20 protein-coding genes are annotated in these 22,446 nt (G+C 71.2%); 7 read left to right on the top strand and 13 right to left on the bottom strand.

From position 1 onward, the window contains the following. Nucleotides 1-45: 45 nt before the first annotated feature. A complete protein-coding gene (locus ACBJ32_RS16260) occupies nt 46-2,049 on the bottom strand; it encodes a catalase (RefSeq protein ID WP_375127408.1) in 2,004 nt (667 codons plus the stop codon). Between the two features lie 80 nt (nt 2,050-2,129). Here ACBJ32_RS16260 and ACBJ32_RS16255 point away from each other — a divergent pair, with 80 nt between their 5' ends. Beyond that, a complete protein-coding gene (locus ACBJ32_RS16255) occupies nt 2,130-2,783 on the top strand; it encodes an HAD family hydrolase (RefSeq protein WP_375127407.1) in 654 nt (217 codons plus the stop codon). Here the strand turns inward: ACBJ32_RS16255 and ACBJ32_RS16250 are convergent. The 7 genes from ACBJ32_RS16250 to ACBJ32_RS16220 form a co-directional block, all read right to left on the bottom strand. After that, complete coding sequence (locus ACBJ32_RS16250; protein ID WP_375127406.1) at nt 2,776-3,099, bottom strand: DUF5709 domain-containing protein; 324 nt, start codon at nt 3,097-3,099, stop codon at nt 2,776-2,778. The genes ACBJ32_RS16255 and ACBJ32_RS16250 overlap by 8 nt on opposite strands. Nucleotides 3,100-3,132: 33 nt before the next feature. Next, a complete protein-coding gene (locus tag ACBJ32_RS16245; protein WP_375127405.1) occupies nt 3,133-3,696 on the bottom strand; it encodes a hemerythrin domain-containing protein in 564 nt (187 codons plus the stop codon). Between the two features lie 23 nt (nt 3,697-3,719). After that, nucleotides 3,720-5,273, bottom strand: a complete 1,554-nt coding sequence (locus ACBJ32_RS16240) for a gamma-glutamyltransferase family protein (RefSeq protein WP_375127404.1) — start codon at nt 5,271-5,273, stop codon at nt 3,720-3,722. 112 nt (nt 5,274-5,385) lie between these two features. Next, nucleotides 5,386-5,697, bottom strand: a complete 312-nt coding sequence (locus tag ACBJ32_RS16235) for a MerR family transcriptional regulator (protein WP_357868148.1) — start codon at nt 5,695-5,697, stop codon at nt 5,386-5,388. A 59-nt stretch (nt 5,698-5,756) separates the two neighbouring features. Then, nucleotides 5,757-6,191 (bottom strand): Hsp20/alpha crystallin family protein, encoded by a 435-nt coding sequence (locus ACBJ32_RS16230; protein WP_375127403.1) that lies wholly within the window; start codon nt 6,189-6,191, stop codon nt 5,757-5,759. Nucleotides 6,192-6,301: 110 nt separating this feature from the next. After that, a complete protein-coding gene (locus tag ACBJ32_RS16225) occupies nt 6,302-7,555 on the bottom strand; it encodes an MFS transporter (RefSeq protein WP_375127402.1) in 1,254 nt (417 codons plus the stop codon). A 104-nt stretch (nt 7,556-7,659) separates the two neighbouring features. Beyond that, on the bottom strand, nt 7,660-9,396 hold the full coding sequence (locus ACBJ32_RS16220; protein ID WP_375127401.1) for an ABC transporter ATP-binding protein: 1,737 nt from the start codon (nt 9,394-9,396) through the stop codon (nt 7,660-7,662). A 68-nt stretch (nt 9,397-9,464) separates the two neighbouring features. Here ACBJ32_RS16220 and ACBJ32_RS16215 point away from each other — a divergent pair, with 68 nt between their 5' ends. Next, nucleotides 9,465-9,884 carry a MarR family transcriptional regulator gene (locus ACBJ32_RS16215; protein ID WP_357868158.1) on the top strand — a complete coding sequence of 140 codons (420 nt, stop codon included), beginning with the start codon at nt 9,465-9,467 and terminating at the stop codon, nt 9,882-9,884. A 127-nt stretch (nt 9,885-10,011) separates the two neighbouring features. On the opposite strand, the gene ACBJ32_RS16210 is transcribed toward ACBJ32_RS16215, so the two are convergent. Next, complete coding sequence (locus ACBJ32_RS16210) at nt 10,012-11,013, bottom strand: hypothetical protein (RefSeq protein ID WP_375127400.1); 1,002 nt, start codon at nt 11,011-11,013, stop codon at nt 10,012-10,014. 63 nt (nt 11,014-11,076) lie between these two features. Continuing rightward, nucleotides 11,077-12,246, bottom strand: a complete 1,170-nt coding sequence (locus tag ACBJ32_RS16205) for a PucR family transcriptional regulator (protein WP_375127399.1) — start codon at nt 12,244-12,246, stop codon at nt 11,077-11,079. Between the two features lie 106 nt (nt 12,247-12,352). Here ACBJ32_RS16205 and ACBJ32_RS16200 point away from each other — a divergent pair, with 106 nt between their 5' ends. Further along, nucleotides 12,353-14,479, top strand: a complete 2,127-nt coding sequence (locus ACBJ32_RS16200) for a M6 family metalloprotease domain-containing protein (RefSeq protein ID WP_375127398.1) — start codon at nt 12,353-12,355, stop codon at nt 14,477-14,479. A 112-nt stretch (nt 14,480-14,591) separates the two neighbouring features. Next, on the top strand, nt 14,592-17,081 hold the full coding sequence (locus ACBJ32_RS16195; RefSeq protein ID WP_375127397.1) for a tetratricopeptide repeat protein: 2,490 nt from the start codon (nt 14,592-14,594) through the stop codon (nt 17,079-17,081). A gap of 49 nt (nt 17,082-17,130) precedes the next feature. Here ACBJ32_RS16195 and ACBJ32_RS16190 read toward each other — a convergent pair whose 3' ends face one another. After that, complete coding sequence (locus ACBJ32_RS16190) at nt 17,131-17,886, bottom strand: hypothetical protein (RefSeq protein ID WP_375127396.1); 756 nt, start codon at nt 17,884-17,886, stop codon at nt 17,131-17,133. A gap of 190 nt (nt 17,887-18,076) precedes the next feature. Here ACBJ32_RS16190 and ACBJ32_RS16185 point away from each other — a divergent pair, with 190 nt between their 5' ends. After that, complete coding sequence (locus tag ACBJ32_RS16185; protein WP_357868173.1) at nt 18,077-18,859, top strand: tyrosine-protein phosphatase; 783 nt, start codon at nt 18,077-18,079, stop codon at nt 18,857-18,859. A 52-nt stretch (nt 18,860-18,911) separates the two neighbouring features. Here the strand turns inward: ACBJ32_RS16185 and ACBJ32_RS16180 are convergent, their stop codons facing one another. Beyond that, on the bottom strand, nt 18,912-19,952 hold the full coding sequence (locus tag ACBJ32_RS16180; protein WP_357868176.1) for a Gfo/Idh/MocA family oxidoreductase: 1,041 nt from the start codon (nt 19,950-19,952) through the stop codon (nt 18,912-18,914). A 26-nt stretch (nt 19,953-19,978) separates the two neighbouring features. Continuing rightward, entirely contained in the window at nt 19,979-20,881 is a 903-nt protein-coding gene (locus ACBJ32_RS16175) for a proteasome assembly chaperone family protein (protein ID WP_375127395.1), read from the bottom strand. An 86-nt stretch (nt 20,882-20,967) separates the two neighbouring features. Between ACBJ32_RS16175 and ACBJ32_RS16170 the strand changes: the two genes are divergently transcribed. Together ACBJ32_RS16170 and ACBJ32_RS16165 are read left to right on the top strand one after the other, a co-directional pair. Continuing rightward, entirely contained in the window at nt 20,968-21,369 is a 402-nt protein-coding gene (locus ACBJ32_RS16170) for an ankyrin repeat domain-containing protein (RefSeq protein WP_375127394.1), read from the top strand. A 209-nt stretch (nt 21,370-21,578) separates the two neighbouring features. After that, nucleotides 21,579-22,445: a hypothetical protein gene (locus ACBJ32_RS16165; RefSeq protein WP_375127393.1), complete on the top strand. Its 867-nt coding sequence runs from the start codon at nt 21,579-21,581 to the stop codon at nt 22,443-22,445. Nucleotide 22,446: the final 1 nt, after the last annotated feature.

Here is a 22,446-nt window from a genome sequence, read left to right as displayed (position 1 = left end):
CGCCTCCGCCCGGAGCGGAGGCGGCCGGCCGGGGACGAGCCGTTGTCAGGCGGGCACGCCGGACACGTCCCGGTCGTAGAACCGGTGCCCGGCCACCGCCTCGGCGAAGGCGGAGGCGATGTCGTCCCCCACGATCACCCCCACGTCGTCGGGCAGCCGCGCGGCCTCCACGAGCTGCCGCCCCGACCCCACGGCCCCCACCGCCTTGCCGTGCCGGAACGCCTCCAGCACGAAGAAGACGGCCCGCGCCGAGGCGGCCAGCGCGGCCCCGTCCGCCGCCACCACGGCGTCGTAGATGACCGAGTTGGCCGCGCTGAGCTGCCGGTCCACGGGCAGGCCGCCGATCTCGCCCTCGTGCGGCGCCACGATCTCGCAGATCGCCCCCTGGCCTTCGAGGGCCTGGCGGAAGGCGGTGACGGCGGCGGCGTCCGTCCCGTCGGCCATCAGGATGGCGATCTTGCGGGTGGCCACGCTGCGGGGCTGGTTCGTCATGCTGAGCGCGGGTGAGGTGTTGGCGTGCACCTGGCCGCCGCCCGGCGCGGGCAGGCCGAGGCCCTGCGCGACCGCCGCGCCCAGATCCGGGTGGATCTTGCCGCAGTGGACGACCATGGCCTGCTTGATGTGCTTGCGCTCCACGTGTCCCAGCTCGAACAGGAACGCGGCCACGATGTGCCGCTTCTCCCAGTCGGCCATGCTGTTCCAGAACAGCGTGGCCTGGCTGTAGTGGTCCTCGAAGCTGGGGCTGCGCATGCGGATCTTGGAGCCTTCCACCTTCTCCTGGTAGTGCCGGTAGCCGTCCATGGCCGCCGGGCAGCCGCCGCTGATGGAGTTGGGGGCGTAGCTGGTGCGCGACTCGTGGATCAGGTGCTGGTGGAAGCCGTCGCGCTGGTCGTTGCGTACGGGGGAGATCGGCCGGTTGATGGGGATCTGCGCGAAGTTGGGGCCGCCGAGGCGCAGGAGCTGGGTGTCGAGGTAGGAGAAGTTCCTGGCCTGGAGGAGGGGGTCGTTGGTGAAGTCGATGCCGGGCACGAGGTTGGCCGTGTGGAAGGCCACCTGCTCGGTCTCGGCGTGGAAGTTCTGCGGGTTGCGGTTGAGCGTCATCTTGCCGATGGGCCGCAGCGGCACCTGCTCCTCGGGGATGATCTTCGTGGGGTCGAGCAGGTCGAAGTCGAAGTCGTGCTCGCGCGACTCGGGCACGAGCTGAACGCACAGCTCGTACTCGGGAAAGGCGCCCCGCTCGATCGCCTCCCACAGGTCGCGGCGGTTGAAGTCGGGGTCGTTGCCCTGGAGGCGCAGCACCTCGTCCCACACCAGCGAGTACGTCCCCAGCTTCGGCCGCCAGTGCCACTTGACGAACGTGCCCTGCCCCTGGGCGTTCACCAGCCGGAACGTGTGCACCCCGAACCCCTGCATCATCCGGTAGCTGCGCGGGATCGCCCGGTCGGACATCAGCCACATGACCATGTGCAGCGACTCGGGCTGGAGCTGGATGAAGTCCCAGAACGTGTCGTGCGCCGACTGCGCCTGCGGGATCTCGTTGTGCGGCTCCGGCTTGACGGCGTGCACGAAGTCGGGGAACTTGATGCCGTCCTGGATGAAGAAGACGGGGAAGTTGTTGGCGACCAGGTCGAAGTTGCCCTGGGTGGTGTAGAACTTCGTGGCGAAGCCGCGCACGTCGCGTACGGTGTCGGCCGAGCCGCGGAAGCCCGCCACGGTCGAGAAGCGGACGAAGGTGGGCGTCTTGACCGAGGTGTCGTTCAGGAACGCGGCCGAGGTGTACTCGCCGAGCGGCTCGTACAGCTCGAAGACCCCGTACGCGCCCGAGCCCCTGGCGTGGACCACCCGCTCGGGGATGCGCTCGTGGTCGAAGCGGGTGATCTTCTCGCGGAAGTGGAAGTCCTCCATGAGGGTCGGCCCGCGGGTGCCCGCCTTGAGGGAGTTGTCCGTGTCGTCGACCCGGCTGCCCTGGTCGGTGGTCATGTTGAGGTCGTCGAGAGGTACGCGGTGCTCGTCGAGCTGGCGGTCCTTCGCGTCACGCTCCGGTTGCATGAAAAGATCCCCCTTACAGATATTTCGTCCGGTGTGTGCTAGTGCCCAGACGTATGAGGTGAAACAGGGTGGGGGGATCGATGATCAAAGCCGTGGTGTTCGACGTCGGGGAGACGCTGATCGACGAGACGCGCATCTGGTCGCGCTGGGCCGAGCGGCTGGGCGTGAGCCACTTCGTGCTGATGGGCGCGCTGGGCGGGATGGCCGCGCTGGACCGCCCGCACGGTGACGCCTTCCGGCTCATCCGGCCGGGCTTCGACCTCGAGACCGAGGAGGCCGCCTGGGAGCGGGACGACCCCGGCGGCCTGCGCAACCACTTCGACGCCGACGACCTCTACCCCGACGTGCGCGCGGCCCTGTCCGCCATCCGCGCGGCCGGACGCCAGGTGATCATCGCGGGCAACCAGCCGCGACGGGCCTACGACGCGCTGGTCGCCATGGACCTGCCCGCCGACTCCGTGCACACCTCCGAGGGATGGGGCGTGTCCAAGCCGGAGGCGGGCTTCTTCGCCAAGGTGGCCGCCGTCGCGGGCCGCGAGCCGGCCGAGATCCTCTACGTGGGGGACCGGCTCGACAACGACGTGCTGCCGGCCGCCGCCGCCGGCATGCGGACGGCGCTGCTGCGCCGCGGCCCGTGGGGCTACCTGCATGCCGAGCGCCAGGAAGCGCAGGCCGCCGACGTGATCGTCGACGACCTGCATGCGCTTGTGCCCGTCCTGGAACGGCTCACGTGAGGTTCTCGTCGGGATCGATGCGGACGGCCCGCTCCTCGGCCGACATGTCGTCGTTGTCGTCGAGGTAGTCCACGCCGATCTCCTCGTCCTCCCGGTCGGGCTCCAGCCCCTCGTCCGGCTGGGTCAGCCGGTGCTTGGGGCGGGGCTCGTGCAGGCGCTCCGGAGCCTCCCGCCGCAGCCGTTCGTCCAGGGTGTCCCTGCGTTGCGGGTCGTCCTCGAGGACCTCGTGGTGGAGGCCGAGATCATCGGTCCACTCGGTGACCTCGATCTCCTGCTCGTCTGCCATGCCGTGCCGGTTCGGAGGTGTTTCGGTCATATGCGCCCCCTACCCAAGGAGCGGGCCGGAATCCTAGGACTTGGCGTCCCGTAGCGCCCGTGCCAACTCTTCTTTGCCCATCTGGGAGCGGCCGGGGATGTCCGCCTGCTGCGCCTGCTCGTACAGCTCGGCCTTGGTGGCCTCGCCGCCCGAGCCGGACCCCGAGCCGGATCCCGGGCCGCCCAGCGCCTTCAGCTCCTCGGCCCTGCGCTCCTGGAACGCCTTGCCGAGCCGCTCCAGCTCCTTGGCGTCCGCCGCCTTCTTCAGCGAGGGCAGGAGCTTGGTCTCCTCCTCCTCGACGTGGTGGTTGACGGACTCGATGAGATCATCGAGCGCCTTGGCGAACTCCGCCGTGCCGGGCTGCGCGCGGACGAGCGAGTCGAGGAGGACCTCCGCCTCCTTGTGCTCCTCGACGCCGTGGTGGGCGTCGATGCCCGGGTAGACGCGGTCCTCCTCGGCGCGCGCGTGCGCGATCAGGAGCGCGTGCAGCTCGGCGACCAGGGCCTTCTGGTCGCCCTGCCGCTTCTTGAGCTTGTCGAAGATGCCTTCTACGACCCTGTGGTCCTGCGTGATGAGAGTGATGACGTCCGTAGCCATGGTGTGGCTCGCTACCCGGACGGTCAGCGTCCAATCGCGGAGCCGACGAGCGAGCGGGGGTCGGCGGCGCCGGCCAGCATCCCGTCGGGCCGCACGTCGATGAGGTGGGCGTGGCCGAACGAGCTCCCGTACGGTAGCGCCGCCACCCGGTGCCCGACCGCCGCCAGGCCGTCGGCCCAGCTCGCGCCCTCCTCCAGGTCGAGCACGGCGTCGTCGGGGGAGTCCCAGGTGTCGAACCCGGTGCCGCCGGTGCCCAGCCGCCAGCGCGGCGCCGAGATCGCCTGCCCGGGCTCCTCGCCGTGCAGCAGCAGGCGGGTGATGACCTGCAGCAGGATCTGGGGCTGCGCGTCGCCGCCCATCGTGCCTGCCACGGATCTGAGCGTGCCGTCGCGGCGGGTGATCAGCGCGGGCGCGAGCGTGTGGGGCGGGCGCCTGCCGGGCCCGTACTCGGCGGGGTGGCCGGGCTTGAGGGAGAAGCCGATGCCGCGGTTGTGGAGGTTGATCCCGGTACGGGGCTCGAAGAGCATGCTGCCGAACCCGGCCGCGTTCGACTGGATCAGCGAGACGCCCATGCCGTCGGCGTCGACCGCGCACAGGTACGTCGTGTCGCCCGGCTCGGCCGGGGCGCGCAGCCGCAGCCGGGAGCCCGGATCGACGAGCGCCCGCCGCCTGGCGGTCTCGGCCGGTTCGAGCAGGTCCTTGGCGGCCTCGTGCAGCACGTCGAGCCGGTCGTGCCCGGCGACCCTGGCGGACTCGGCCAGCAGGTGCGCCCAGGCGGTATGGCGGGGCGAGACGGGCAGGTCGAGCCCCTCGGCGATGGCCAGCGCGCGCAGCAGCAGGTACCCCTGGGAGTTGGGCGGCATCGACCAGACGTCGTGGCCGAACACGCGTACCTTCAGCGGCTCGACCCAGTCGGCGCCCGGCGCGGCCAGGTCGGCCTCGGTGTACTCGCCGGCGCCCAGCTCGACCAGGCCCTGCCCGAACTCGCCCAGGTAGAAGCCGTCCCTGCCGCGCTCGGCCATCGCGCGCAGCGCCCGCGCGACACCCGGCCTGGTGACGCGGTCGCCCGCGGCGCGTACGGCGGCGAAGTCGGCGCCGCCGGGCCGGCGGGCCGCGGCCACGGCGCCCGCCAGCATCAGCGGCGAGGCGGGGAACCCGTGATCGGCCAGCCTGATCGCCGGCGCGAGCAGCTCTGCCAGCGGCAGGCGGCCGTGCCGGGCGTGCAGCGCCGCCCAGCCGTCCACGCAGCCGGGCACCGGTACGGACCTGATGTCGTGCAGGTGCGGCATGCGCGTGTGACCCTCGGCACGCAGGCGGGCGGGATCCGCGCCGGATCCCGCCCGTCCGGAGGCGTTGAGCGCGCTCGCCCCGCCTCCCCGAGCCGGCTCGTGGACCAGGGCGAACAGGTCGCCGCCGAGACCGCACATGTGCGGGGCGACGACGGCGAGCACGGCGTTGGTGGCGATGGCCGCGTCCGCGGCCGATCCGCCACGCTCCAGCATCGTCAGCCCGGCCGCCGAGGCCAGGTGGTCGACGCTGCACACCATGCCGGAGGGTGCGTATCTGGTGTTGTGCACGTGACGAGGGTACGCGCCCGCCGCGAGGCAGGCGCCTGTCACGGGGGACGCCGCCAGGGCAGGCGGGGGGCCGCGTTCGCCGCGAGGGCCGGCGCCCGTCACGGCCGCGCGCTCACTCCTGATCGCGCAGCCGGGCGCGGGCCTCCTTGAGCTGCTGGCGGAGCACGGCGACCTCGCGCTCCAGCTCCAGGATGCGGCGGATGGCGATGAGCGTCATGCCTTCCTGGGTCATGCGGGTCACGTGCTGCACGATGATGATGTCGCGGCGGGAGTAACGCCGCTGGCCGCCGCTCGACCGGCTCGGCCTGATGACGTCGTGCTGGTCGAGCCGCCGCAGGAACGCCTGCTGGACCTGGAGCATCTCCGCCACCTGCCCGAGCGAGTAGAGAGGCGCGTGTTCGTCGTCGAACGGCAGGTCCGGCATTCTTCCATTCTCCTCGTGGCGCGGGGGCGGGCGGAACGCCCGCCCCCGGACCGCGCGCATCAGGCCTTGATGGCCTTGGTCTCCCCGCGCTGGATCGCCACCTTGCGCGGCTTGGCCCGCTCCAGGACCGGGATGCGGACGGTGAGCACGCCGTTGGCGTACCCAGCGTCGATCTTGTCGCTGTCGAGGTGCTCCGACAGGTGGACCCGCCGGGTGAACGTGCCCATGGTGCGCTCGCGGACGAACAGCCGCTCGTCCTCGGCGATCTCCTCCTCGCGCCGGGCGCTGACGCTGAGGACGCCGCGGTCCACCGTCACCTCGATGGAGTCGGGGTCGATGCCGGGCAGGTCGAACCGCAGGAGCACGTCGTCCGCGCGGCGCAGCCCGTCCATCGGCATCACGGCGTTGCCGGTGCTGTCGAAGCTCTGGCGGGTCAGGCGGTTGAACTGCCGCTCGAACTCCTGGAAGAACGGGTCGATCGAGGTCAACAACATGTCCATCCTCCTCGCTGGATGCTCGGTTGCAGCTAACCTCTAACTTCAGCTGTAGGTTACCTGCTCGCTGAAGTCAAACCAAGAGGAGTAAGGAAGAATTCCCCGCAGGGTCAGGCGTTCTCGAGGCTCGGCCGTACCCTGACGGCCTGCCGGATCGTACGCCCGGACAGCCTGGCCAGCGCGACGGCCGTGAGCAGGGCCGCCGCCACGCAGGACACGCCGCCGATCTCCAGCGCCACCCGCGGGCCGAGCGTGTCGCTGAGCCAGCCGAGCAGCGGCCCGCCGACCGCGCCCGCACCCGCGCTGACGATGGACAGGGCCGCGATGACCCGGCCGCGCATCTCCTCGGGGCTGTCGAGCTGCGCCCGGGCGCTGACGGTGGTGTCGAGCGCCACCGCGCCGGCCGCGATCGGCAGCATCATGGCCGCGAACGTCCACAGCGACGGCATCAGCCCGCTCAGCGCCTGCGCCACGCCGGCCACGAACGCCGTGATCAGCAGCAGCCTGAGGGTCAGGTGCGGCCTGGTGGCGGCCAGGAAGCCGCCCAGCACGGTCCCGACGGCGAAGACCGTGGACAGCAGGCCGTACCCGCCGGCGCCCGACTCCAGGGGGCCGGCGCTCATGGCCGCCATGGTGACCTGGTAGTTGCGCCCGACGCTGCCCGAGACGAACCAGAGCGCCAGGACCACCAGCAGCCAGGGCGTGCGCAGCACGTACCGCAGGCCCTCGGCCACGGCGCCCGGCTGCCGCTCGGCGGAGGCCAGCACGTGGAACTCCGCGCGCCGCATGGCCGCCATGGCCGCGATCACCACGAAGAAGCTGGCGGCGTTGATGACGAAGAGGCCGCCCATGCCGGTGACCGGCAGCAGCACGCCCGCCAGGCTCATGCCCAGGATGCGCCCGGCGGAGTTCAGGATCGAGCCGAGCGCCATCGCGTTCGGCAGGTCGGCGGGCGGCACCACCTCGGCGCCGAACCGGCCGAGCGCGGGCCCGCCGAGCGCGGAGACCAGGCCGCCGGCCAGCGCCACGGCGTAGATGGGCAGCACGGAGCGCACGTCCGCGAACGCGATCACCGCCAGCACGACGGCGAGACCGGCCTGCGCGAGCTGCGCGGCGACGACGACCGGCCTGCTGGGCAGCCGGTCGGCCAGCGCGCCGCCCCACATGCCGAACAGCAGCGTCGGCAGCGCCTGCATGACGAGGCTCAGCCCGACGCTGGTCGCCGAGCCGGTCAGCGTGAGGACGAGCCAGTTGACGCCCAGCACCTGCATCCAGGTGCCGGTGACGGAGACGATGTCAGCTCCCGCCCAGAGCCGGTAATTGTGATGACGCAGGGCTCTGAACGTGGAGGATGTGGGAGACAAAACGGGTCCTTGCCTTGAAGATGCACCGCGGGAACAAACGCACCGTTCTGGCGGGCGGATTCCGGTCTGGCCGGAATGTGAGGCAAGACACGTTTAAACCAGAATCAGACGAGTTCTACGGGCTGATCGCGGCTCACCAGTGCCGCGTAGTGGCCGCCCCTGGCCATCAGCTCGTCGTGGGTGCCGCGTTCCACGACGCGCCCGCGGTCCAGCACCACGATCTGGTCCGCGTCGCGGATCGTGGACAGGCGGTGGGCGATGGTGATCGTCGTACGGCCCCGCGCCAGCGCGTCGAGCGCCTGCTGGACGGCCAGCTCCGTCTGCGTGTCCAGCGAGCTGGTGGCCTCGTCGAGGATCAGCACCGGCGGGTCGCGCAGCAGCGTGCGGGCGATGGCCAGGCGCTGCTTCTCCCCTCCGGAGAAGCGGTAGCCGCGCTCGCCCACCAGCGTGTCGTAGCCGTCGGGCAGCGAGGCGATGTGGTCGTGGATGCGCGCCGCCCGCGCCGCCGCCTCCAGCTCCTCGCCGGTCGCCGAGGGGCGGGCGAAGCGCAGGTTGTCGGCGATCGAGGCGTGGAACAGGTACGTCTCCTGCGACACCACGCCGACGGCGTCGCTCAGCGTCTCGAAGGTCAGCTCCCGCACGTCCACCCCGTCGATCGTGACGCGGCCGCCGGTGACGTCGTACAGGCGGGGGAGCAGGTAGCTCAGCGTGGTCTTGCCCGAGCCCGTCTCGCCGACGATCGCCAGGCTCGTGCCGGCGGGGACCGTGATGTCCACGTCGGTCAGCGTGGGGGCGTCCTCGCCGTAGGAGAAGTCGACGTGCTCGAAGCGGACCTCCCCGCGTACGGCCTCCAGCCGCCGCGTGCCGGGACGGATGTCCACGGCCAGGTCCAGATACTCGAAGATGCGCCCGAACAGCGCCAGCGAGGTCTGCACCTCGACCCCGAGCCGCAGCAGCGAGACCGCCGGCCTGAACAGGCTCGTCTGCAGCGTGGTGAAGGCCACGAGCGTGCCCACCGAGATCGACCCGGTGTGGCCGACGGCCCAGTAGATCGCCGCGGGCATGGCCGCCATCACGATCTGGATGGACGACTGCCGCCACCGCCCGGCCATGCTGGTCTGCACGCCGAGCTCGGCCAGCTCGTGGGAGGCCTTGCCGAAACGCTCGGTCAGCTCGGTGGCGCGGCCCATCGTGCGGCCCAGCAGGATGCCGCTGATCGACAGCGACTCCTGCACCATGGAGGCGATGCCGGCCAGCTTGCGCTGCCGCTCGGAGGTGATGCGCTTGCGCTCGGCGCCGACCTTGCGGCTGATCCACACGAACACGGGCAGCAGCACGAGCGAGATCAGGGTCAGCCGCCAGTCGAGCACGACCATGGCGACGATCGTGGCGATCACGGTGGTCAGGTTGGAGACGAGGGAGGCGGCGGTCGAGGTGACGACCGCCTGCATGCCGCCGATGTCGTTGGCGATGCGCGACTGCACCTCGCCGGTCCGTGTCCTGGTGAAGAAGGCCAGCGACATACGCTGGAGGTGGCTGTAGACGGCGATGCGCAGGTCGTGCATCACCCGCTGGCCCACGGTGGTCGACACCAGCGTCTGCAGCACGTCGAACACGCTCGTCGTGACCGCCACGAGGATCATCCCCAGCGCCAGCAGCGCGAGCAGGGTGGCGTCGCCGGTGGGGATCGCCACGTCCAGCACCTCGCGCAGCAGGAAGGGCGAGGCCAGCGAGACCAGGGAGGACAGCACGATGAGCGAGGCCACCACGCCCAGGCGGCCGCGGTAGGCGCCGAACAGCTTGACGATGCGCCCGAGCGGCGCACGCGGTTCCTCCGTCACGCGGGCCTCCTTTCTGATGTCCACTCAAACAGAGGTTAACTCATAATTGTTCCGCTAAACTGATCCGCATGGCAGAGAAGGAGCTCGCCGAGCTCTTGTTCCTGGTCGGCAGGCGGCTGCGGCACGGCTACCTGCATCGGCTGGTGCCGCTCGGGCTCAACCCCGGCCAGGCGCGGGCACTGCGCGCGCTCGCGTCCGCCGAGCGGCCCATGCGCATGGTCAGGCTCGCCGACGAGCTGCGGATCGTGCCCCGCTCGCTCACGCCGGTCGTGGACGCGCTGGAGGAGGCCGGGCTGGTGCGCAGGGAGGTCGATCCGGCCAACCGCCGCTCGACGCTGCTCGTGCTCACCTCCGAAGGCCGGCAGATGTCGGAGCGGGCCCGCGACGCGCGCAGGCAGGCGGGGGAGGAGCTGTTCGTGGTGCTGTCGCAGGAGCAGCGCGAGCAACTCGGCGAGTTGCTGATGCTGGTGGACTCCCAGTTCGGGTGATCAGGCCGGTGCGGCGAGCGCGCCGCCCACGGTCGTCCGGGAAACTCAGGCGGGCCGGGCGTGTCTCCGGCGGTCGTGCCCGGAACTCAGGCGGGCCGGGCGTGTCTCCGGCGGTCGTGCCCGGAACTCAGGCGGGCCGGGCGAGCGTGCCGCCGACGACCGTGCCCAGGCACGGCGGCTCGGCCAGCAGCGCGGAGTACGGATACCGCCCGCGCGCGTCGTAGACCGCGAAGTCGGCGCGGGCGCCGGGGGCCAGCGCGCCGATCCGGCCCTTGCCCCGGTCCAGGCCCAGCGCTCTGGCCCCGCCCAGCGTGGCGGCCTCCACCAGCCTGCGGTCCAGCCCGCGCGGCCGCAGGCCGAGCCCGCGCACGTGCCGCCGCACCGCCGCCGCCAGCCCGAGCGGCCCTGACGGGCCGGTGTCGCAGAAGGCGACGACGTTGCCCTCCTCCAGCAGAGCCAGCGCGTCCTCGGCGGCCGGGCACAGGGCCACCACGGTCCTGCGCAGCCGCAGCAGCTTGCGCTCGCCCGGGTCGAGCGGCCTGGCGCACACCACGTGGCACAGCGGCCCCAGCACCCCGGCCTCGTCCAGCGCCGTGGGGGAGTGCCGGTCCAGGTCGACCAGCAGGCGCAGCCCGAACGTCCTGGCCAGCACGGAGACGTCCTCCAGCACCAGGGGGTCGGGGGTGTGCACCGCGATCCCGACCGCGCAGGGCCGGTCGATCTCTCGGATGGCGGTGATGACGGCGTCCCGCTCGCTGTCCTCCCACTCCTGCTCGCTCTCGCTGGTCACCGCGACGTACGAGATGCCGGGGAAGCCTGCGGGATCGGCCAGGTCGGACACCACGCGGGCGCGCGCGGTCACCCCGGGCGCGGCGGACGGGACGGCCGAGCACGCGTCCACCAGGCCCGCCACGATCATGCCCCGCCAGCGCACCTCCTCGGCGGCCGGGTAGGACGACAGCAGCTCCGCCCGCGGGCCCACGGCGAGCACCCGCTCGCCGCGCGTCGCCACCGCGCCGTCGCGCACCGGATCGGCGCACATGGGCAGGACGAGCGGCGCGGAGTTGATCACGACGGGCGCGGGCGCGCGCCTGCCCAGCATCGGCCTGGCACGCTTCGCGGACGGCATCCCCACTCCCCGTCAAGAACTAGCCCTCAGGGCATTAAACGTGAATCCGTGACATCACCGCAATCAGGACGAACTATGTGAATCCCTAGGTAAGTAGCGCCCCGACAGTCGCGCGAGCTTGAGGCTGAGGTGCAGGGCCAGCCGCTCGCCGCCGTCCTTGAGGTCGGTCCGCGCCAGCTCCTCCACCCGCTGCAGCCGGTAGTACAGCGACGTGCGGTGCAGCCGCAGCGCCCGCGAGGTCGCCACCGCGCTGCCCGCCAGGTCCAGGTACGTCTCCAGCGTCTCCAGCAGCGGCAGGTACTGCGCGTCGGCGAGCAGCCCTTCGAGCCCGGGATGCAGCTCCTGGTCGGGCAGCTGGGTGAGCATCCGGTACACCCCCAGCCGCGCCCACTCCGCCGTCCGCCCCAGCCCCGGCACCCGCGCGACCACCTCGGCCGCGTGCCGGGCCTCCCGGTACGACCCCGCCGCCTGCGCCAGCGCCGGCCTCGGCCGGCCGATCCCCACCACCACCGGCACCGGCATGGCCGCGTGCAGGTCGTCGGCCGGGACCGGCGGTCCGGCGGTGAGCAGCACGGCGTGGTCGTAGCGCACCAGGTGCAGCGGATGGTGCCCGCTCAGCCGCCGCCGCAGCGCCAGCAGCCCCTGCTCCAGCGCCAGCCTGAGCGCGTCGTCCGGCTCGGCCGTGCGCGGCCTGGCCACCTGCACGCTCACCGGCTGTGCCTGGGGGAACGCGCCGGCCTCGATGAGCTGCTCGGCGGCGTCCTTGGCGGCCTCCCCGTCGCCGAGCAGCAGCCCGTTGACCGCCTCCAGCTCCCGGTGCGAGGCGAGCCCGCTGGCCAGGCTCTCGTGGAACAGCGCCAGGGCCAGCCCCGGTGCGGCGGCCGCCGCCTCCGCCACGCCGGCGTCCGTCATGGGCGGCTCGGCGTCGATGAGCCACAGGAACCCGAGCAGGTCGTCCGCGTGCCTGATGGGCACGCAGACGCGCGGCAGCAGCCCCAGGTGCGGGGCGCCGGGCGTGCGCAGGGGCCCGGTGGCCTCGTGGATGCCCGCGGCCCGCAACCACTGCCGCACCTCGGGCACGGTGTGCCGGCGCAGGATCGACTCGCGCCGCACGTCGTCCATGGCGCCGCTCTGCTCGCTGTACGCCACGACGCGCTGGACGCGGTCCTCCAGCAGGAGAGGGCGGCCGAGCCGGGCGGCGAGCTCGTCAACGGCCCGCTGGAGATCCGCCACAATCCCACCTCTACGTGGACTTTTCGTCAATTGACGGAAACGCGACTACGAGTCTTCCCTACAACTGCTCGGTGATCTCCGTCAATAACGTCTATACCGTCAATCCGTGAACGCCCCGAAGAAGCTGCTGAAGGGTTTGCTGGCGGCCCTCGTGCTGATCCCGGTGAGCCTGATGGCGACCCCTGCTTCCGCAGCACCCCCCGAAGATCCTGAGCACCCGTGGCGGCTGGACCACTGGCCGCGAACGCAGCCCTGGCAGTCGGACACCCCCCTCGACGACGCCCCGGCCCTGCGCACCCGCCCGTCACCGGGCGGCATCAAGCCCATCGATCCGCAGAACTGGGAAAACCCCGACAACATGACGTGGGCGGACTACAAGAAGCCGCCCGGCACCAACTGGAACGACCCCTCGGTCAAGGGGTCGCAGCGCACCTTCAAGGGCGCGCTCGTGCTGCTCGACTACGCCAACCAGCCGTTCGTGGTGACCCAGCCCAAGGGCTCGACGGTCTTCGGCAACCCGAGCGCCGAGGCCCACGACGTCCCGCGTGACCAGGTGGCGAAGTTCTACCAGGACTTCCTCAACACCCCGAACGAGCTGAACAAGGGCCACACCATCCACGAGTACTGGATGGAGGACTCCGGCGGCCGGATCGGCGTGGAGCTGACCGGGTTCGGTCCCTACACGATGCCCGGCAAGGACCACGAGTACGCCATGGAGTACCAGCGCGGCGCCTGCCCCGCGGGCGACACCTGCACCAGGAACCTGCGTACCGACGGCAACGCCGCCTGGCTCGCCGCCGTCGGCCCCGAGGTGGCCGCCCAGTTCGACTTCGTCTTCTACCTGAGCGCCGGCCAGGACGAATCGTCCACCTGGCAGGAGTTCGGCATGATGAAGTTCCCCACCAAGGAGGACGTGACCGACGAGTGGGGCCCGCCCGATCCCGCTCTGCCCAACTGGTCCCCGACCCGCTACGTCGAGTGGACCTCCTGGCAGGCCGGCTCCACGTTCTGGCCCAACGCCCGCTTCGGCGTCGACTCGGTGCAGGCCGAGAGCTCCGGCATGGCGGTCTACGCCCACGAGCTGAGCCACATCATGGGCATCGCCGACAACTACAACAATCCCTACGCCACCCCGGTGAACAGGGCCTACACCGGCATCTGGGAGATGCTCAGCCGCGGCAGCTTCAACGGCCCCGGCGGCCCGCACTCCCGCTGGCTGATCCCGCCCACCGGCGGCGCGTCCATGGGCGCCCACCACATGCTGCGCAACAAGATCAAGCTGGGCATGGTGGACGAGCAGAACGTGCTGCGGCTCTCGCGCGAGGCCCTGGACGAGTCGGGCCTGGTCACGGCCCGGGTCACGGCCCGGTCCGTGCAGCCGGGCGAGAGCGGGCTGTCGGGCGTCAACATCTCCTTCGACACCGGTGACAAGAGCCCCGCCTGCGACGTCACCACCGATCCGCTGTGCGACGGCGGCGGCTGGGAGAACTACACCGTCGAGGTCGTGGACCGCATGGGCAGCGACTCCTTCACCCCCGACGCGGGCGTGCTGCTGGCCAAGACCAAGAACGAGGACCGCGGGCCCGGCTGGAAGCTCCCCGCGTTCGAGTGGGTGATCGACGCCAACCCGCAGGACATCGGCATGACCGACTACGTGCTGCCCGACGGGACCAAGGTGCCGATCACGATCGGCGACTACCGGCAGCTCTCCGACGCGCTCTTCCACGCCGGCACCGACTCCGGCAGCGAGTACGAGTACGTCGACGAGGCCAACCGCCTGCACTTCTACATCACCGACGTGCACCGCAACCGCGAGGGTGAGCTCTCCTACACCGTCGCGATCCGCTCGCTCGACGGCGCGGGCCCGCAGCGGCGAGGGCTCAAGCTGCTGCCGGCGGCCGGCGTCCCCACCGCCAAGAACATCTCCACCTGCAAGTTCCCGCTGTTCAACACCGGCAAGGCGGCCCCGGCGCAGGGGCAGCACCCGGAGGACGTCAGCGGCTACCTGAAGTCCGACCTCTACCGCCTCAAGGCCGAGGTCCAGGGCAAGGGCTGGACCGCCCAGCTCCCCAACGCCCTGGCGTCCGTCGCGTTCGGCAAGCAGTCGCTCGTGAGCGTCAACGCCGTGCGCGAGGCGGGCGGCGACCGGCTGGCCAGGGTCAAGCTCACCGCCACCTCGGAGAGCGACCCGAGCAAGACCATGACGGCCACCTGTCATGTGATCGGAATCTGAGTGAACGATGGGGTACGGCTGGCGCAAGCCGTACCCCATCGGTTTGAATCACCCCCAAAGGGGGTGTTCGTTGACAGGGGACAACCTTCCGGAAAAGCAGCGACGCAAAAGGGTGCCCTGGGCGGCTCCCGTCTCCGCCGGGCTGGCGGCCGGCGCCGCGAGCGTGCTGGCCGCGTCCCTGGAGTGGGAGATCCCGCCCGCCGCCAAGATCGGCGTCACCCTGGCCGCGGCCCTGCTCGTCGGCCTGACCACCTGGGCCACCACCGAGTCGCGCGGCGGCGCCAAGGGCCGGACCCGATCAGAGCCCGGCTCGATGGCCCCCGACCAGTGGCCGCCCGTGCCCGAGCACTTCACCGGACGCGCCGAGACGCTGTCCGAGCTGCGCGAGGTGTTCGCCGCCCGGCGCAGGTCCGCCGGCCTCTCGCCGCCGCTGGTCGTCTCCGTGTACGGGCGCGGCGGCGTCGGCAAGTCGGCGCTCATGACCAGGTTCGGGCAGGAGGTCGCCGGGTGGTTCCCCGACGGCCGGCTCTACGCCGACCTGCGCGGCGGCGTGGACGCCCCGGTACGGCCCGAGGAGGTGCTGATCGGGTTCCTGCGGGCGCTGGACGTGCGGCTGACCACCGACCCCGGCGGGCTGGAGGAGCTGCGCAAGCTCTGGCTGACCTGGACCAAGGGCCGCAGGATCCTCATCGGCCTGGACAACGCGCACGACGCCGAGCAGGTCAAACCGCTCATCCCGGCCGAGCCCGGCTGCGCGGTGCTGGTCACCTCGCGCGCCCCGCTGTTCCTGAACGGCACGCACGACAGGCGGCTCGGCGAGTTCAGCGAGGCGCACGGGGTGGAGCTGCTGGCCAGGCTGGCCGGCGGGGCCAGGGTCGTGGACGACCTGGAGGCCACCAAGGAGGTCGTGCGGCTGTGCGACTACCTGCCGCTGGCGATCAACATCTGCGGCGGCCGGCTGGCCACCCGCGAGCAGTGGACGATGCGCGAGATGGCCAACCGGCTGGTGGACACGCGGCGCATCCTCGACATGCTGGAAGTGGCGCCCACGGTGGACAAGAGCGTGCGCGCCTCCGTACAGCTCAGCTACGACGACTGCACCGGCATGCAGCGCCGCCTGCTGCGCCTGCTCAGCGCGCTGACCTCGCCCGACGTGCCCGGCTGGGTGGCCGGCGAGCTGCTCGACATCTCCGTGCTGGAAGGCGCCGACCAGCTCGAGGCGCTCATGGACGCCCAGCTCGCCGAGTGCTCGGGCACCGACCAGACCGGCACGATGCGCTACCGCCTGCACGACCTGGTCCGGGTGTTCGCCGCCGAGCTGGCCGATCGCGACGAGGACGAGCGGCGCGGCGCCGCCCTCGAACGCGTGCTGTACGGCTACCGCCGCCGCGCCGAGGAGGCCGCCCAGAACCGCTGGCCGCAGGACTGGAGCAGGGGCGGCCGGCGCGCCAGCGCCGACGGGCAGCTCGGGGCAGGCGACTGGCTCAACGCCGAGCGGCTCTCGCTCATCGCCATGATCCACCTGGCTCAGCAGCTCCGGCTCTGGGAGCTGACGTGGGGGCTCGCCAGGGCGTTCTGCTCGCTGTGCCACTCGCTGCGCGCGTACTGGGCCGACTGGGTGGCCGTGGCCGAGCTGGGCTGCCAGGCGGCGGAGAAGGCCGGTGACCGCCGCTCGCTGGCCATCGCGCTGCTGGACGCCGCGGCCGTGCACGGCGGGCTGGGGCTGCGCGAGCGGGGGCTGGAGGAGTCCGAGCGGGCACTGGCGATCTTCAACGAGCTGGGCGAGACCTGGTGGGCGGCCAGGGCCATGCGCACGATCGGCATGACGCTGTTCAGCGACGGCAACCTGGACCGGGCGCAGGACTTCCTGATCGGGGCCATCACCGCGTTCAAGGGCGAGGACGACGTGTGGTGGATGGCCCGCACCCAGCGCAACCTGGCCGAGATGCGGATGGCGGAGCGGCGCCCGGAGGAGGCCAGGGAGCTGCTGGAGGACGCCCTGGCGATCTTCAAGCGGGAGGGCAACCGCTACTCCGAGGCGCAGACCCTGTGCGTCTACGGCGAGGTGCTGGCGGCCCAGGCCCGCGGCGAGTACCGCCACGGCGACCGCCGGCTGGCCGCCAACCTGTTCACCAGGGCCGGCTTCAGCCTCGACCGGGCCGGCGAGATGTTCAAGCAGCGCGGGGAGCTGTGGGAGGAGGCCCGCTGCCTGCGCGCCGCCGGCGAGGTGGGCGACCCGGACAACGGGCTGCGCGAGCTGGACCACGTCCGGCGCGCCGAGGACATCCTGGCCGCGCTGGGCGATTCGTGGGGGGTGGCCAGGACCGCGGTGTCGGCCGGGCGGGCGCTGGCCAGGCTCGGGCGCATCGAGGAGTCCGAGCAGGAGCTGCGGCGGGCGGTGCGGGAGTTCGACGAGCTGGAGGACCGGTGGTGGATGGCCAGGAGTCTGCGCTACCTCGGCGAGGCGCACCTGGACGCGGGCGGGCGCGGGGCCGCGGTGGAGCCGCTGGAGCAGGCCAGGGAGATCTACCGCAGCCTCGGGAACGAGGCCGGCATGCGCAGGACGCTGGAGCTCCTGCGGCGCGCGGCCCCCTCCACGTGAGCGGTGACTCTCCACGTGAGTGGTGACCCTCCACGTGAGCGGTGACCCTCTACGTGAGCGGTGAACGCAGCAGCTCGCCCGCCGCCTGCCTGGCCTGCAGGATGCTCTCCTCGAACAGCTTGCGGACGTGCGCGGCCTGGTCCGACAGCTCCCTGATGCGCTCGTGGGCCAGCTCGTCCCGCACGGTCTCGGCGATGAGCTGCTGGTACTCCGGCGTCTTGGCCGCCAGCTTCTCCAGCCGGGTGTGGGCGTGGTAGACCTTGTCCGCCTTGAGCACCTGCTTGGCGTACTTCTCCAGGTGGCGTACGCGCTGGGACAGCGACGTCCAGGCGGCGTCGAGGGCGCTGGTGTACGGCCTGAACGCGTCCTCCATGCCCGGCGGCAGCTCACGCGGGATGATCTTCCCGTGCTCGGCGTGCATCGACGACAGCTTCCGCAGCCGGGTGGCGATCTGCCAGATCTCCTCCGGCAGCGACACCTGGTTCTCGATGCTGTCGATGAGGCCCGCCTTGTGCACCGCCGAGGCCATGATCGCCTCGACGGCGTTCTGCGCCCGGCGCAGGAGCTGCTGGCAGGGATAGTCGAGATCCTCGGGCAGGATGTACTGGTTGGCGTGCTCGCGCGCCAGCCGGAGTCTTCGCTTGGTGGATCGATATGTGCTGTCCATCGCCATCCAGCGGATCAGGACGATCAGGCCGACTCCCATGCCCGCGACGAACAGCGCTTCCGAACCGGCCACGATCAGGATGAACATCAGGAAGGCCGGCAGGACGAAGAGCATGGCGGGGTTGCGTGTGGTGTCCATTCGCGCGCCCGATCGAGCCAAGCGGAGAATGTGCGGACTCGACCGCAGCTCGACCGAGATCTCCGGGTGCAGCGATGGATCGATCACCAGCCGTGGAGGCAGAGCTCGTGGATCCATACGTTCATGCTGCGTTATGAACCTCGAATTCGCTCATGTTTGGCGGACATATAGGGTCGTAATAATGAGTGAGATGACGAGGTGGATCGATCTGGAAGGCGCGGTCAACGCGCGTGACCTGGGCGGACTGCCAACTCGTGACGGTGGCCGCACCCGTCGCGGGCAGATCTTCCGCGCCGACAACCTTCAGGGCCTCACCCCGGCGGACGTGGAGCTGCTGGTGGGCGAGCTGAGGCTGCGGCACGTGGTGGACCTGCGCTCGAACGCCGAGGTGGCGCTGGAGGGGCCGGGGCCGCTGACCCTGGTGCCCGAGGTGCGGCACCACCATCTGACGCTGTTCGCCGAGGGCGGCCGGCACACCGACGTGGAAGCCGACACGATCGACGGTGAGCGGGTGCTGCCGTGGGCGGAGCGGGTGGTGGACGAGGAGCTGCGGGTGACCGGCTTCTACTTCGGCTACCTGCGCGACCGGCCGGACGCGGTGGTGGCGGCCCTGCGGGCGATGGCGCTGCGCGACGGGGCCTCGCTGGTGCACTGCGCGGCGGGCAAGGACCGTACCGGGGTGCTGTCGGCGCTGGCGCTGGAGATCGCCGGGGTGACCCGGGAGGCGATCGTCGAGGACTACGTGGCCACGGGGGAGCGGCTGGAGCTGATCCTCAAGCGGCTGCGGGCCAGCGAGACCTACCGGGGCGACCTCGACTCGCGCCCGGCCGACGACCACCTGCCCAGGGCCCGCTACATCGAGCAGTTCCTCGGCGTCCTCGACGACCGCTTCGGCGGGCCGCTGGGCTGGCTGGCCCGGAACGGCTGGACCGACGAGGACACCGCCGTGATGCGCGCCCGCCTGCGCGACTGACAGCACCGCCCACCGGCAGCACCGCCCACCGGCGCTGCGCCGGCACCGTTCGTCAGCTCAGGTGGACGACGATCCGCTGGGTCGCCGAGAGGCGGGCCGCCTCGATGATCGCCAGCACGTCCACCGCGCTGTCCGGGTCCACCGGCGGCGCCGCGCCCTCGCGCAGCGCCGCCGCGACACCCCGGTAGAAGTCGAGGTACGCCCCCGGCTCGGTCCGGACGATCTGCCGCTCGCCCTCGGTGCCGAGCAGGCCCCAGCGGTCCTCCTCGTCGTCGCCGAAGCCCGGCGAATCGGGCGTCATCCCCGCCCGCAGCCGCTCCTCCTGCACGTCCATCCCGTACTTCACGAAGCCGGCGGCCGAGCCCAGCACGCGGAAGCGGGGGCCGAGGCGCGCGGCCATCGAGCTGGCCCACAGGTGGGACCGGGCGCCGCCGGCATGGGTGAGGGCGACGAACGTGTCGTCGTCGGCCGAGACCCCTTCGCGCCTGACGTCGCTCTCGCAGTAGACCTCGCGTACCGGCCCGAGGAGCTGCACGGCCTGGTCGACGAGGTGGCTGCCCAGGTCGTACAGCAGCCCGCCGACCTCCTCGGGGCCGCCGGCCTCCCGCCAGCCGCCCTTCGGCACCGGCCGCCAGCGCTCGAACCGCGACTCGAACCGCAGCACCTCGCCCAGCCGCCCCTCGCCGGCCAGCCGCCGCACGGTGCGGAAGTCGCCGTCCCAGCGCCGGTTCTGGAACACGGTGAGCATGACCCCGCGCTCCTTGGCCAGCCGCACCAGCTCGCGGCCCTCCTCGGCAGTCCTGGCCAGCGGCTTGTCCACGACGACGGGCAGGCCCTGGGCGAGGGCGGCGGCCGCCGTGGCCACGTGCGTCCGGTTGGGCGAGGCGACCACGACGAGATCGCAGCGGTGCCACAGCTCCCGCACGTCGCTCACCCCCGCCGCGCCGTACCTGCCGGCCACCTCGGCCTGGCGATCGGGATTCCTGGTGACGACGGCCGCCAGGGTCAGGCCGGGGGTGGCGTGGATCAGCGGGGCGTGGAAGTACGCCCCGGCGGTGCCGTAACCGACGAGGCCGACGCGGATCTCAGTCATCGAGCCAGCGTATCCGGGGTGCGCTCCTATTCGTCGTCACGCTCGGCGAGGAAGCGCTCGAACTGGGCGGCGAGCTCGTCCCCGGTGGGCATGGGCGTGGTCTCGGCCATCAGGTTCTCGCGCTCGGCGCCCGCCGCGAACGCGTCGTACTGCTGCTCCAGCCCGGTGATCGCGGTGGACAGCTCGCTGGAGGCGCGGATCTGCTCCTCGATCTCCGTCGTCGTACGGCGAGCGGCCTCGCGCAGCGCGTCCATCGGGAACACCAGCCCCGTCCCCCGCGTCACCGCCTCCAGCCCGCTCACCGCGGCGGTCGGGTACTCGGCCTGCGAGAGGTAGTGCGGCACGTGCACCGCGTACCCCAGCGCGTCGTGGCCCTGCGCCCCGAGCCGCAGCTCCAGCAGCGCCGCGACGCTGCCTGGCACCTGGACACGCCCGAACACACTGCTTTGCGCATTATTGATCAACTCGGGCCTGCTGGCGTGCATCGTGATGCCGAGCGGCCGGGTGTGCGGCACGGCCATCGGGATGCCGTGCAGTGTCACCAGCTTGCTCACCTTCAGCCGCTCCACCAGGGCCGCCACGGCCTTGGTGAACAGCTCCCACTCCCGGTCGGGCTCGGGACCGCTCATCACCAGGAACTGCGTTCCCGTCGCGTCCTCGGCGACATGGACGGCCAGCTCCGGGCTCTCACACTCCACCCACCGGTCGGTGTCGAACGTCATGATGGGTCGCCGTGACCGGTAGTCGAGCAGCCGGTCCACGTCGAACGTCGCCACGACCCGGTGCTCCAGCTCGGCCAGCAGGTGGCCCACCGCGAGCCGTCCGGCCGAGCCCGCGTCGACGAAGCCGTCGAAGTGGTACAGCAACACCGGATCGGCAAGCTCGGGCGCGTCGTCTGCGAGCTCGTAGAGATCCTTCGGGTCGAACACGGTTGAACAGCCTTTCCCTAGGTACTCTTCACCAGAACCTACGGCGCATCGGATCGATTCCGTGCACGGCACCCTATCGAGGCACAATGGGCCTCATGGACGGGGATCCTGAGCTCGAGGAGTTCGCCACCAAGCTGTTCGGCCTGGCCAGGGCGGGCGACACCGAGGCGCTGCGCGCGTACGTGGAGGCCGGGGTGCCGGTCGACCTGACCAACGACAAAGGTGACACTTTGCTGATGCTGGCGGCTTATTACGGTCACGCTGAGACTGTACGCATGCTTGTAACAAGCGGCGCCGATCCGAACCGTGCCAACGACCGGGGGCAGACGCCGCTCGCCGGCGCGGTCTTCAAGAAGGAGTCTGCCGTGGTCAGAGCGTTGCTGGACGCCGGGGCCGACCCGTTCGCGGGGCGGCCCTCCGCGATGGAGACCGCGCAAATGTTCGCAAATGACCAGTTTATCCAATGGTTCGCGCAAAGCGATTCATAGTATGAAATAAGCAATAAAGAGCTTGAAGTTGCCGAGTGTGGCCTTTCGAACACTCCATAGTCATGCTGGGGGGCGTGGCTACTTCTGCGCACTCCTTCAGTAGGCGACCGCTCCACATCCCTCCGCTGCCATGTCCGTTCCCGAATGAGATCAACGTTCATGCCTCGGAGGTCGACGCGGAGAGTCACGCATGGCTGGCCGCCTCAAAGATGCTCAACGGCGCCGAGACCATCGAGCACTTCCGGCGCTCGAAGATCGGCATGCTCGCGGCACGGACCAACCCCACGGTGCCGCGCGACAGCCTCCGGCTGATCAACGACTGGTACAACTGGCTCTTCGCCTTCGACGACGCGTTCTGCGAGGGCGAGCTGATGGGGCACCGGGCCTCCGCACTGGCCCGCGCCCTGCCCCCGCTCCTCGAGATCCTCGACGGACGGCGGGAACCCGACACCGACGACCCGTTCGGCCTCGCACTCAACGAGCTGCTGCGCCGCATCTCGGAGTACGCCACCCCCGCGCAGGTGGACCGGTGGCGCATCACGGTCAAGGAATACCTGTTCGCCCAGATCTGGGAGGCAGCCAATCGCGAGGTCGACCTCATCCCCACACCCGACGACTACGTCCTGATGCGCCGCATCACCGGAGCCACCTACACCTGCTTCGCCCTCATCGACGCGGGCGGCGGCTACCGCCTGGAAGCGGAGGAGTGGCACCACCCCGACGTGCGCGCGCTGTCCGACCTGGCGTGCGACCTCATCGGCTGGGACAACGACCTCCTGTCGTACGCGAAGGAGCGCGGCACCGACAAGGCCCGGCACAACCTGGTCACGGTGCTGGCCACGCACAAGTCCCTCAACCTGCAGGACGCGCTGAGCGAGGTCTCCCAGATGCACAACGAAGCCATCGCCGCGTTCCTCGACCGCCGCACGGCGCTGGAGCGCTGGGCCCCGCTCCCGGTCCGCAAGTACGTACGCGGCCTCGAACACTGGGTGCGAGGCCACATAGAGTTCTCCCTCGGCAGCGCGCGTTACGTGCACGCCTGGCCTGACGGCACCCAGTGGCCGCAGGCCGTCTGAC

The organism is Nonomuraea sp. GTA35 (assembly GCF_041950525.1).
Classification (GTDB): domain Bacteria; phylum Actinomycetota; class Actinomycetes; order Streptosporangiales; family Streptosporangiaceae; genus Nonomuraea.
This window is presented reverse-complemented; position numbering and strand designations above follow the sequence as displayed.